10 protein-coding genes are annotated in these 12,059 nt (G+C 58.3%); all 10 read right to left on the reverse strand.

The features are described from left to right. Position 1: 1 nt before the first annotated feature. The 10 genes from OS242_RS14645 to OS242_RS14690 all read right to left on the reverse strand — a co-directional run bounded on the left by OS242_RS14645 (position 2) and on the right by OS242_RS14690 (position 12,026). The gene (locus tag OS242_RS14645) at positions 2–199 is read right to left on the reverse strand and encodes a cold shock domain-containing protein (RefSeq protein WP_267152436.1); all 198 of its coding nucleotides are present in this window, start codon (positions 197–199) and stop codon (positions 2–4) included. A gap of 104 nt (positions 200–303) precedes the next feature. After that, complete coding sequence (locus tag OS242_RS14650; protein WP_267152437.1) at positions 304–1,803, reverse strand: carboxypeptidase M32; 1,500 nt, start codon at positions 1,801–1,803, stop codon at positions 304–306. Between the two features lie 108 nt (positions 1,804–1,911). Next, positions 1,912–5,085, reverse strand: a complete 3,174-nt coding sequence (locus tag OS242_RS14655) for an OmpL47-type beta-barrel domain-containing protein (RefSeq protein ID WP_267152528.1) — start codon at positions 5,083–5,085, stop codon at positions 1,912–1,914. Positions 5,086–5,381: 296 nt separating this feature from the next. Then, positions 5,382–6,965: a DNA-binding protein gene (locus tag OS242_RS14660; RefSeq protein ID WP_267152438.1), complete on the reverse strand. Its 1,584-nt coding sequence runs from the start codon at positions 6,963–6,965 to the stop codon at positions 5,382–5,384. A gap of 193 nt (positions 6,966–7,158) precedes the next feature. Further along, positions 7,159–7,827 (reverse strand): SdpI family protein, encoded by a 669-nt coding sequence (locus tag OS242_RS14665; protein ID WP_267152439.1) that lies wholly within the window; start codon positions 7,825–7,827, stop codon positions 7,159–7,161. Further along, the gene (locus tag OS242_RS14670; RefSeq protein WP_267152529.1) at positions 7,824–8,114 is read right to left on the reverse strand and encodes an autorepressor SdpR family transcription factor; all 291 of its coding nucleotides are present in this window, start codon (positions 8,112–8,114) and stop codon (positions 7,824–7,826) included. The genes OS242_RS14665 and OS242_RS14670 overlap by 4 nt, the downstream gene beginning before the upstream one ends. Positions 8,115–8,272: 158 nt before the next feature. Continuing rightward, the gene (locus OS242_RS14675; protein WP_267152440.1) at positions 8,273–9,739 is read right to left on the reverse strand and encodes an anti-sigma factor family protein; all 1,467 of its coding nucleotides are present in this window, start codon (positions 9,737–9,739) and stop codon (positions 8,273–8,275) included. Beyond that, positions 9,736–10,251, reverse strand: coding sequence for an RNA polymerase sigma factor (locus OS242_RS14680; protein WP_267152441.1), 516 nt, complete (start codon positions 10,249–10,251; stop codon positions 9,736–9,738). The genes OS242_RS14675 and OS242_RS14680 overlap by 4 nt, the downstream gene beginning before the upstream one ends. A gap of 187 nt (positions 10,252–10,438) precedes the next feature. Continuing rightward, a complete protein-coding gene (locus OS242_RS14685; RefSeq protein ID WP_267152442.1) occupies positions 10,439–10,789 on the reverse strand; it encodes a DUF952 domain-containing protein in 351 nt (116 codons plus the stop codon). A gap of 46 nt (positions 10,790–10,835) precedes the next feature. Next, a complete protein-coding gene (locus OS242_RS14690) occupies positions 10,836–12,026 on the reverse strand; it encodes a cyanophycinase (protein ID WP_267152443.1) in 1,191 nt (396 codons plus the stop codon). Positions 12,027–12,059: the final 33 nt, after the last annotated feature.

A 12,059-nucleotide genomic window follows, 5' to 3' on the forward strand; every position in this document is an offset into this window, starting at 1 on the left:
ATTACGCTTTGTAGACGTTAGCAGCTTGCGGGCCGCGGTTGCCGTCAACGATTTCGAAAGTAACAGCTTGACCTTCTTCGAGGGTCTTGAAGCCGTCGCCTTGGATAGCGGAGAAGTGTACGAATACGTCTTCGCCACCGTCAACTGCGATGAAACCGTAACCTTTTTCTGCGGAGAACCATTTAACAGTACCTTGCATGTGAAAAAACCTCCTGCTCGCCCATTTCGGCGATGCGATTTACATCCAAATAGAATCTATCTGGACACTATCAGAATATCACCGATTAGGTGATTCTGTCAAACTTAGAGACCGTATACGGTCTTGTACTTTTCTTCCAGATAGGCGATCAGCGGAGCCGCGTTGAGTTCCTCACCGGTCGCTTTCTTCATGATCTCGCGCGGCGAAAGTGCCTTGCCGTGGCGATGGACGTTTTCGGTCATCCAACCGAGGATCTCGGAGAAATCACCCTCGCGCACTTTGTCCTTGTAGTTCGGCAGCTGTTGTTTCATCGCCGCTTCGAGCTGCGCCGCGTAGATGTTGCCGAGCGTGTAGGTCGGGAAGTAGCCGAACGCCCCGCTCGTCCAGTGGATGTCCTGCAACACGCCGTTTGCGTGGTTGTCCGGCTTGATGCCGAGGTACTCTTCAAACTTGGCTTCCCACACAGCCGGAAGATCTTTGACCTCGATCACGCCGTTGATCAGGTCCTTCTCGATCTCGTAGCGGATCATGATGTGCAGGTTGTAAGTCAGTTCGTCCGCTTCGACGCGGACCAGGCTCGGCTCGACGAGGTTGACCGCTTTATAGAACGCTTCCATCGGCACGTCGTCAAACTGGCCCGGATAGTTGGCTTGCAGGTCGCCGTAGAAGCGCTCCCAGAACTCTTTGCTTCTGCCGACCGCATTTTCCCAGAAGCGGGACTGCGATTCGTGCAGACCCATCGACGCGCCGGTCGCGAGGAATGTGCCGTTCAACTCGGAGGAGACGTTTTGCTCGTACAGCGCGTGGCCGCACTCGTGGATCGTCGCAAACAGCGCCATTTGCAAGTCGTGCTCGTAGTAACGGGTGGTGACGCGCACATCGCCCGGATTGAGCCCGATCATGAACGGATGCGCGCTCGGATCGAGACGGCCCGCATCGAAATCATAGCCGAGCTGTTTGAGGATGTAGTGCGAAAACTCCCTTTGCTTCTCCTCCGGGAACTGTTGATTGAGGAAGCCGCGCTCCACTTGCTCTTTCGCCCCGATGCGCTTGACGAGCTCCACCGTGCGCTCCCGCAGCGGGCCGAACAGCGCGTCGAGCTGGCGGGCGGTCATCTCCGGCTCGTACTGTTGGACAAGCGCGTCATATTTATCTTCTTCGTAGCCCCAGATCTCCACAAATTCTTTTAAGCTCTCGACGATCTGCTCCAGATACGGCGCAAATGCGTTGAAGTCGTTGTTTTTCTTGGCTTCCTGCCAGGCAAATTCCGATTTGGAGGTCAGCGTGACGTACGCTTGGTATTTGTCGGCCGGGATCTTTTTGCTGCGATCGTACTCTTTTTTGCGCTCCAGCACGGAGGCGCGGGTGATCGGGTCGAGACTCGCCAGCGTGTCCGGCGCGCTCAGTTCTTCCAGATAGCGGCCCATCTCTTCGGACGTGCCCAGTTTGAACAGATCACCAGACAGCATGCCGACGACTTCGGCGCGCTGCTCGACCCCTTTTTTCGGGCAGCCGGTGCGCAGATCCCAGAAGATCACGTTGATCGCTTCTTCCACATTCTTCATCCGTGCCACGAGGTCACGGAACTGTTGAGCGGTTTCCATTCGTAAAACATCCTCCTTCAATATGTATCAGTTTCTCAACTGTACCGACAATCGTCAGAAATGTCAAAGAGCCGTTGCTCAGGCGATGAGCAACGGCTCTTCATCAGTTTACTTCACCGTGTTGGTCAGCATGTACTGAACGGAATCGTTCAGCGCTTTCGCAGCCGCTGCCGAGACGTTGCCCGCTTTTTGGTAGGTCGCGAGCGTCTGTTGCAGTTGGGTCAGGTGCTTCGCCGCTTGGTCGGTGTGACCTTTGGCAAATGCACTGTGAGCTGCGTCCAATTTGGCATGCAGGGAGTTTGCGATCCCTTGGTTTTTCACATCGCCGGAAGCCAGGAAGCCGTCCACCAGCGCGTTGGTCGAGCGGAAGTCCGCTTCGATCAGGAAGGAGTACGAGACGGTGGTCACGTTGCCTGCGCGGTCGGTGACGACAGCGCGGACGGTGTGCGCGCCAAGGCCGAGGTCCAGCGCGGACAATTGCGCGTTGTCGGCGATCCGCTTGTCATCGAGGAACAGTTCCTCGGTGAGGATGCCGGACAGCGCGTCGGTCGCCGTCAGATCAAACGTGACGGTGCCGTCGATGGCGACGTTGCGCACGTCTCGGCCGCTGTCGGTCAAGGTGACGACCGGAGCGGATTTGTCGATGTGGACGGTGAACGATTTGGCTTGTTCCGCGTTGCCCGCTTTGTCGGTCGAGCGGTACTCGACGACGGTGGAGCCTTCGGTGCCGACGGTGATCGGCGTGGTGTACTCCGCCCATTCCGCGTTGCCGACTTTTACTTCGGTGTTTGCGACGCCGGAGGTCGCATCAGTGCCGGTCAGGGTGACCGTAACATCTTTATTGAACCAGCCGTATGCACCTGCCAGTTCGGACAGAGACGCATCGGTGGTCGGTGCGGTCTTGTCCACGTTGACGGTGATCGTCTTCACTTCTTCTGCGTTGCCTGCGTTGTCGCGGGAGAGGAAGCGGACGGTGGTGGTGCCTTCGGTGCTGATCGTGAACGGACCGGAGTAGACGTTCCAAATGCCTTCATGGGTCGAGTACTCGGTTTGCTTCACGCCGGACGCGTTGTCGCCCGCGTTGAGGGTGACGGTCACGTCTTGGTTGAAGTAGCCGTTTGCGTTTGCCGTGCCGGAGAGCACCGCTTCGGTGGTCGGAGCGACGGTGTCGGCCGGGACCGTGAAGTCGTTCAAGCCGCGCGGCTTGAGTTGGTTGACCGTCTTGAAGACGGAAGACACGCCGGTGACATTGACCGTTTGGCCGTTTTGGTACGGGAAGCCGCTGAGCGACAGACCCGTGCGGTTGTCCACGCGCACGCGGGTGACCAGGTCACCTTTGACTGCGTTAAACTCAAACGTGCCGGACGTGCCGGTCGGTACGAGGTCTTGGATCGTCACGTTTTCCAGCGTGATCAGTTGACCGTAGGTTTCCGGGGTGATCGTGTTTGCGAGGATCGGAGTGGGCACGTCTGCCGTGCCGGTCTTGGTCAGCGCGACCGGATCGATCAGTTCCAGTTCATTGTTGTACACTTCCAGAGCAGCGGAGATCTTGATCTTGTCGCCGACGTTGTAGCCGGCCGCCGTTTGGAACACGTAGATGCCTGCCGTGCTGTCTTGCAGGTAGAAGCCTTGGCCGCCAAAGGAGCCCGGCTGCGTGGTGACAACGCCTTCGACGGTGACGACAGTGCCCGGGGATTTGGTGCGGGCATCTGCCAGCGTGATCAGCGCCGGTACCGGCACGGTGTCGCCCGGCAACGGCTCAGCCGGCACGTTGGCGATGTTGACCGTCTCGGTTTTGACTGCGGTGGAACCGACGCGCACGCGCAGGTTGGCCGCACCCGTGGTGCCCGGCTTGACGCGCACGGTGACATCCTTGGTCGCGTGACCGTTTTTATCGGCGGTCAGCGAGAACTGCGAGGAGTAGCCGTATGCGGTCGGCCAGGAGCCGTCTGCATTTTGCATTTGCCCCACCTGCGTGCCGCCGGCCAGATAGATGCCGAAGTTCACGCCGGAGACGGTGGAGAACGGTGCCAGGTTGTCCGCGACGATGCGCAGTTGGAACGCCTCTGCGTTCGGCAGGGTCGCCTGTTTCACCGTCGAGTAAGTCGGAGTGGCCGGAGCGACGTTTGCAGAACCGAAGGAGCCCGGAGCAAACGTGCTGCGATCATACCATTTATAGCCGGCAGCCGGTGCTGCCCACGGTTCCGGTTGCGGTTCGGTGGAAGCGGCCGGGTCCTCGATCGGCAGCAGCGGTGTCGGCTGATCCAGCGCGATGCCTGCTTGGTCGAACGAGGTGTAGCTTTCTTTTTTCGTCAGCCAGTCGACCATGTTCAGGAGCAGCGTCGCATCGTCCTGCTCTTTGAAGCCGTCATAGGTCGTCTTGGTTCTGCCGTTTTCTTCACGCAGATATTTCGGAGTCGCGTCTTCCACCGGCGAAGAGTCACCGATGAAGGCTGCCTTGCCAGCGCCGAGCTTTGAGATCGCCGCGTACGGACCTTCTTCCACACCCCCGCCGTTGTAGACGCCTTGGTCTACAGCGTTCGGCCATGCAGCGTTGGTCTTCGGCAGGTAGACGAGACCCTTTGCTTTTTTCGGATCGAGGATCGCCATCGTCGAGCCTGCGTGCATCGCGACGGTGGAGACACCGTTCGTGATGCCGAACGTCTGAGCCGGCGGCACGATGTTGTCGGCCGTGACGTCGCCAAGCGAGTTGTAGCGGAAGCGGATGCCGAAGTTTTCGCCCAACCAGTCGGACGACGTAACGCCTTGCATCGCTTGAGACGCGCGCTCTTCCGCGTTCATGCCTTTCGCCGGGTCGGTCCATGCGCCGCGACGGTAGCCGTTGAACACTTCCGATGCGTCCCAACGGTTTTTGTTGCGGTCGGCGTTGTAGTGGTCGCCGATGAAGAAGATCGAGCCGCCGCCTTGGACGTACTGGATCATCGCTTCTTGTTCGGACGCTTTGTACGGAATGTTTGCTTCGCCGATGACAAACGCATCATACCCTTGCAGGTCGGCCAACGTCAGCGGCGTGGTTTTGCGCAATTCCTTCACATAGTACCCGCGATTCGCCAACCCGTTGCCAAAATCGGAGAAACCGCCGTCGATTACCCAGTCGGCTGCCCCGGCAGTCTGCCCGTGGGTGTTGTCAAACAAAATTTTCTTGCCTGCGTTCTCATTGACCACTTTGGCCTGAATCACAGGTGCCGGGTCGGTCGGACCTTCCGCCTGCGCCAACTGTACCCCGGTCAGCGCGGTCGGGAGCGGCAACGCCAGCGTCATCGCCAGCAAAACACTCAATGCTTGACCTTTGATTCTCAAATTTTACACCTCCACAGGAACGATTCGGTTGTGAATTCGTCCCCTTAGTATCTGCCCTATGAGCTCCCCCATCCCCACTTGCAGTCGGATGCCGCATACAGGCATTACAACCTTATTCTAGCATCTCAAATGCGTGAATGGGTTATTTTTTCGTAAAGTTGCGATTTCACAAAGGCAGAGAAATTTAAGGAGATTTATATAAGGCAAAAAGCCCTTCCATCCGAAGATGGAGGGGCTTTTCTTATCAGTAAACATCCTTACGGAAGCGGTTGAACCGCTACGTTGTCGACCGTCACAGCTTCGGTGAACTTGCTCGTCGTGCTTTGACGGAGGCGCATGTTAGCCGCGCCGTAGTAGCTCGGGTTGAGCTGCACGTTGAGGATTTTCGTCGCGGTGCCGGTGCTGTCGGCCGTCATCGAGAAGTAGGAGCTGTAACCGTACGAGGTCGGCCAGGTGCCGTTCGCGTTCTGCACTTTGGCGATCTGCGAGCCGGAGGTGTTATACACGCCGAGGTTGAAGTTGGACTGGGTCGAACCCGGAGTCCAGCCGGTCGCTACGACTTTGACTTGGAACGTGTATTGGTTCGGCAGGATGGACTGGTGCACGAAGCCCCACGGACCGGACGTCGGCGGCGGGTTGGTGACGGTGCCGCCAGCGCCGTAGGAGCCCGTCTTGAACGTGGTCGGGTCGTACCACTTGTAGCCCGTAGCCGGAGCAGCCCACGGCTCAGCTTGCGGTTCGGTGGAGTTGGCCGGCAGTTCCCAGGAGTACAGAGCGGTCGGCTGGTCGAGCGTCAGACCGGATACTTGGGTCAACGAGGTGTAGCTTTCTTTTTTCGCCAGCCAGTTGACCATGTTGACGAGCAGAGTGGCGTCGTTTTGCTCAGTGAAGCCGTCGTACGTCTTCTTGGTGGTGCCGGTCTCTTCGCGCAGGTACTTCGGCGTCGCGTCTTCTACCGGCGAGGAATCGCCGATGAATGCCGCTTTGCCGGCACCGACTTTGGAGACTGCCGCGTACGGACCTTCTGCCACGCCGCCGCCATTGTAGACGCCTTGGTCAACTGCGTTCGGCCATGCCGCGGTGGTAGCCGGCAGATAGACGATGCCTTTTGCCTTGGTCGGATCGGTGATCGCCACAGTGGAGCCTGCATGCATCGCCACGGTGGAAACGCCGGTCGTGATGCCGAACGCCTGGGACGGAGCGACGATGTTGTTCGCCGTGATGTCGCCGAGCGCGTTGTAACGAATGCGTACGCCGAAGTTGTTCGACAGCCAGTCGGAGGACGTCACGCCTTGCATAGCCGAGGAGTTGCGCTCTTCGGTGGTGAAGCCTTTCGCCGGGTCGGTCCATGCGCCGCGACGATAGCCGTTGAACACTTCCGATGCGTCCCAACGGTTTTTGTTGCGGTCAGCGTTGTAGTGGTCGGCGATGAAGAAGATCGAACCGCCGCCTTGTACGTATTGCAACATTGCGTCTTGCTCGGACGCTTTGTACGGGATGTTCGCTTCCCCGATGACAAACACGTCATAGGCTTGCAGGTCGGTCAGCGTGATCGGCGTCGATTTGCGCAGCTCTTTCACGTAGAAACCGTCGTTTGCCAGTGCGTTGCCGAAATCGGAGAACCCGCCGTCGATGACCCAGTCTGCCGCGCCGGCCGTTTGGCCGTGCGTGTTGTCGAAGAGAACTTTCTTGCCTGCGTTGCCGTTGACCACCTTCGCCGTGATCTCCGGAGCCGGATCGGACGGGCCTTCTGCCGTCGCCAGTTGTCCGCCGCTCCACAGTGCCGGCACTGCCAGCGTCATAGCCAAGATCACCTTGGCCGCTTTGTTTTTCCAAGTCATTTCTCGCACACCTCCGCAAGGATGCAAAACAGTCTATGATTTCAAAACTATTTCATTTTAACACGGATACAGCGGATTTTGGTGTAGAATATGTAAAAATTTTTTGGAAAGAATAATTTCTATTTAATCCCAGATGTTAAAAAAATTCCCTCTTCCGCATCACATCGCGAAAGAGGGGGGAGCTGGATTTGCTTTATTTCACCTGCCGCTGCAGGTTTCGATAGATCACAAACGAATACACCGCCGGGATCAGCGCCGACCCGATCACCACCGGCAGCACCGCGAGCAAGGTCACGTCGGTCAAAAGTGCAAGGACGATCAACACCAGCCCGCCGATCATCATCACCGGGCCGCCCATGCGGTGCGTCCGCCGCCACACTTCCTCGCTCGCCATCGTCCACGGCGTGCGGATGCCGACCATGTAGTTGGGGCGGATCTGTCCGGTCACGTTGCCGATCCAGAGGAACAGGAGTCCAAGCGCTGCCATCACGACGCGCTCCATTTTAAACGGAAACTCATAGCCGAGATTGTAAAAGACCACCATCGTCAGCGAGCCGCTGAGCAACATCGTCGTCGCCACGGCGATCGTTCGCATCGCGGGCGCAAACTTGATATAGTTCTCCTTTTTCGGATCGATCTTGGACAGCCCCAGCAAGAACAGCGGGATCAGGAGATTCATCAACCCGGTCACGATGAGAAACGATGCTTTGTCTTGCGTGTCGTCCGGCTCGCCCTTTTCGTTAAAGTGGCTGGCGACTTGATCGGGCAGCTCTTGATAATAGATCCCGCCGATGACCGACGGCACCAGTGCGATCAACACGATCAGCCACACCGCCACACGATTGCCCTTCATCCACTTCATCTCTGCTCGCCCTCCCGCCCGGTCTCTTCTTCGCCGGACACGATCTCCAAAAACCAGCCCATCACTTCCTGCACCACCGTCGTGTTCAGCGAATAGACGATGTGCTGGCCGTGCCGCTCGTCGAGCACGAGCCGGGCCTGCTTCAGCGAATTGAGGTGATGCGAGATGCTCGGTTTGGTCATGTTGAACTGCTCCGCGATCTCCCCGGCCGTCATATCCCGCTCTCGGAGCAAGCGGATGATCTTCCGGCGCGTGGCGTCTGAGAGAGCTTTGAACGTTTCGTTGATGATCGCCACACCCTTCCGTATTTAGACGTTCTTCTAAGTATCTAAATTTTAGAACGCCCCGCATCGGAAGTCAAGCGACCGACGGCCTGCATCGGTGCGATTGACCGTCTTGATGAAAGAACGCCTCCGGGATATGAGATCCGGAGGCATTCTGTGGCTCACTGTACGGGTTTGTCGTTGAGATAGAGACCGCCTTCCTCACGCCGTTCATAGGTGCTGTACCCGCTTGCCTCTGCCGAGTCGTGGTAGAAGACCTGATAGTGTCTCACCTTGCCCGACGCGTCAAATCCGATCAGCACCTGCATCCGCATCTTCCCGGACGCCAGACCTTGCGAGTCAAACGTGGCGATGCCCTCTTCCGACGGGCTTTTCACATATTTGTAAGCGACCTCGCCCGGAAAGTCATAACGAGAGACGACCGTGCCGGATACGGCGTGCTTCTCGACGACGTACTCCTTGCCCAATTTAAATTCGATCGCGTCTTTCGTGACCGTGTCGCGAAGCATCTCCTTCACATAGTCGACCGAGACGTCCAGCGACCGATTGAACCGGTCGACCTCTTCCTGTGACTGCTCCACGCCGTAGCCGAACGACTGAACAAAATAGTGCCCGTTGCCGTCCGTGGCTACGCGGACCGTCCCGACCAAACCGGTGATCTTCGGATCGTTGGCCACCAGCGGGAACGTGAAAGCCTGCATGCCTCCGGGTTGCGTCGATGGATCCCGTTTCGGCTGCACCCCCTCCGCCGCACGCGGGTCTTCGGACGGCACGCGCCAGGAGGTGCGCTCAAACATCGACCGCTTCTCCGCCTTGCTCTCCGGCGCCATCGCCATATACATCAGCACACCGTTGCGCGTGTACAACGCCTCGACCCACATCCGGGCGGCTTGCTCCGCCGTCGCGGGCTGAGCCAGCGGTTCAAAGTGGGTCACCTGCCACTGTCCTTTAAGCGGCTCCAGCACGATCAGGGACCGCTGTTCGCCTTTCGCAAAGACAGGCGAGAACCCCTCGGGCTTCATCTCCAGCGAGTAGATCAGATCGCCGATCGACCGCTCCTTCGTCGAGCCTTGGTTTTCCACAAATCCGGTGATCGTCATCTTGGTGATCAGATCGCCCGGCAGGTTGTTCTCCAGATAGAGCTTGATCTGCGCCATGTTCGGCACCGCGTCAACTCCAGCCGCCAGCTCGACCGTCACCGGGTCGGTCTCTGCGTCCGGAGTCGGCTTTTGCGGCTCGATCTGCTGCTCCGGCGGCACTTCGGTCACCGGCGGCGGGGTCACCGTCTGTTGCGGCACGCCGTCACCGGGCACGGTGGGATTTTCATTGTTTTGCTGGATCATCAGACCGGTCGTCACGCCGAGCACCAACACCGCAGCGGCGGCTGCCGTGGACATCTTTTGCCAAGGTCGGCGACGGTTCCTGCGAACGGCAGCCTGAATCACTTCCTGACTTGGCAACAGCGAACGCGATGGCGGCGGCACTTCGAGCGCGGAGAGCTTTTGGATCAACAGTTCTTTTTCACGCCATGCGTCGGCGCACTCGGCGCACGTTTGCAAGTGCGTCTCGATCTCCTCGGATCGCAGACCTGCCCAGATCGCTTGGACCCTTTCACGACAGTTGTTCACAGGACTTCACCTCCCTTGAAGAAAAGACTTCGCAATCGATCTTTCAACCGAAACACTTTCGTTTTCACATTAGCTTCCGTCATATTCAAAATCTCCGCCACCTCGCGCACGGAGAGGTCATTTTGGAAACGCAGGATCAAAATGTTGCGGTCCGCTTCCGGCAGTTCCTGCAGCACCGCCTGCCAGATCATCCGCGCATCGGCCGCTTCTTCAAATCCGCCGCTCGACATTCCTTCATCCAAAGGCTCCGTGAGCCGCACTTTCTTTTTGCGCAGGAAATCGCGATACGTGTTCATCACCAGCGAATACACCCACGTCTGCAGCGCACTGTCGCCGCGATACATCGACAGCTTGGTACACACTTTGTACAAAACGTCCTGCGCGATGTCCTCGGCGTCCTGCTGATGATGCGTCAGATGATACGCCACCCGATACACAAACGGTTCCAACTCAGACAGCAAGCTGTGCATCGCCTGCTCATCCACCAAGGCGCGTTTGACGATGTCATCCATCGACCCGTCCGCCTCCTCTCTCTCGCACTGTTTCTGTCAAGTTCGACGCATCTGGGGTACGCGAAGTTACAGGGATGAGGCAGAAAAAATCGCGAAAGAACACAGAGCAACGCCCTGTGTTCTCGTGTTCGTGCAGTTCTCGTGTTGCTACTTAGGATTTCTTTGCGGGCGTTTTTGTTTCTTTCCCTTATCGCCCGGTCACTGCGCCGATCTGCCACAGACCGTCTACGCCTTTGACCATCTCGCGGATCTCCGCAATCGCGTCCGTGTTCAGCGGTCCGTAGATGTGCGGGTAGAGGTTGCCGTCGCTTGCCTGCTCGTATTTCACTTCAGAGCGGACGCGGGACTCGTCGATGACGAGCAACAGCAGTTCGCCTTCATGCGCCGCATATACGCGCTTTGTCACCCGAGCGAGCAGGTCGTCGCCTTTGGTGGCATGGATAAATCCTTCTTCTTCATAATCGCGCGGCACATACTCGTCCTTATCTTTGTAAAGTGCCCAATAAGGCCCCGGCACGAGGCAATAGATCGTGTTCATCGAGTGCAGGTGCTCCTTTTCGCAGTTCCTTGTGATGTCCCTTAGTTTACCACGACAGCCCGAGAAGATCATGCACCTTCAGCGGCTCCACATCCATCCTCACGCGCACCGCCGCGTAGGAGTCCACTCCGTTTACCGTGCCGAAATAGCCCGCTGTCGAGTCCGTTTTGGAAAACGTGAATTTGTAGCCGAACCGTGGCGGCTGACCTTGCTGACCTTTTGTATCCTGTGTATCCTGTCGAGCTTGCTTTTGTTGCCCGCTTTGCCGGAGCATCCACCCGATTTGCGTCTGCGCTGTGTTATCGATAAGGCCAACGGTCATCCCTCGGTGAAACGCATTTGTCTGCGTCAGATCGGTGATCACCCGATTGCCCTTCCGATACTCCTCGCCTTGGCGAATCAACGTCTTCTGTTCGTGGACCCGTATTTCCCCTGTCCGCAGATCATAACGGTCGCCCTCCTGCAAAAGCGTCACCTCCACTCCGCTCACCCTCACCCCGAGCGGCCCTTCTTCCCATGTGGCCCGCGACGCATCGAGGATCATCACCGCACCCGTCCCGATCACCTCAAACGACTCCTCGCCGCACACCGCCATCGCTGTATTTTCATCCACACCAAACCCGAGCGGCACGCCCGTTTCCACCAACACGCGAGCGAGCCGCGCCGGCCGCCCGTCATACGTGTTGAAATGCTGATCGATGATCCCTCCCTTGAACAAGCCCAACCCCGGCGACACATACACCCCGCGCCGATACGGCTGCGTGGCCAGACCCCCGTCGAGCGTATCGAGCGGGACCCCGGACGCCGACATCATCCGCTCGCTCTGCATCGCCGCCCCGGCACTGCTCCCGGCGATCACCCCGCCGGTCGCATAGACCCTGCGGATCGCCGCCATCACCGGTGTATCCCGCCCTTCTGCCGTCAACAACGCCTCCGTGATCCTCAGCTGATCCCCGCCGACAAAATAAAACCCGGTGGAGCGCTCGATCTGCGAAATCAGGTCTGTCCGTGTCAGGTCGGCTATATAAATATGTTCGGGCGGCACCCCGTACCGCACCAGATCATCCATCATCCGCTGCGAAGACGCAAGAGAAGCACTCGCCGTCGGAAAGATCCCGATCCGTGCCCGCTCCATGCCCCCGGCGAAGTCGATGAACCGGCGATACACCGCCACATGGTCGGACCGCAACGCCCCGCCGATCACCAACAGATGCCCTTGTTCACACATCGTCCGCATCGTCGTCCCTCCCTCCCGGTTTATCGTTTTCAT

It is taken from the genome of Tumebacillus lacus, from assembly GCF_026410385.1.
Taxonomy (GTDB): Bacteria; Bacillota; Bacilli; order Tumebacillales; family Tumebacillaceae; genus Tumebacillus; species Tumebacillus lacus.

Bases quoted from the DNA above. Each gene is read 5' to 3' on its own strand.
- OS242_RS14680 (WP_267152441.1), bottom strand. From the start codon at position 10,251: ATGGATGACATCGTCAAACGCGCCTTGGTGGATGAGCAGGCGATGCAC.
- OS242_RS14655 (WP_267152528.1), bottom strand. From the start codon at position 5,085: ATGACGCTGGCGTTGCCGCTCCCGACCGCGCTGACCGGGGTACAGTTG.
- OS242_RS14645 (WP_267152436.1), bottom strand. From the start codon at position 199: ATGCAAGGTACTGTTAAATGGTTCTCCGCAGAAAAAGGTTACGGTTTC.
- OS242_RS14660 (WP_267152438.1), bottom strand. From the start codon at position 6,965: ATGACTTGGAAAAACAAAGCGGCCAAGGTGATCTTGGCTATGACGCTG.
- OS242_RS14690 (WP_267152443.1), bottom strand. From the start codon at position 12,026: ATGCGGACGATGTGTGAACAAGGGCATCTGTTGGTGATCGGCGGGGCG.
- OS242_RS14685 (WP_267152442.1), bottom strand. From the start codon at position 10,789: ATGAACACGATCTATTGCCTCGTGCCGGGGCCTTATTGGGCACTTTAC.
- OS242_RS14665 (WP_267152439.1), bottom strand. From the start codon at position 7,827: ATGAAGTGGATGAAGGGCAATCGTGTGGCGGTGTGGCTGATCGTGTTG.
- OS242_RS14650 (WP_267152437.1), bottom strand. From the start codon at position 1,803: ATGGAAACCGCTCAACAGTTCCGTGACCTCGTGGCACGGATGAAGAAT.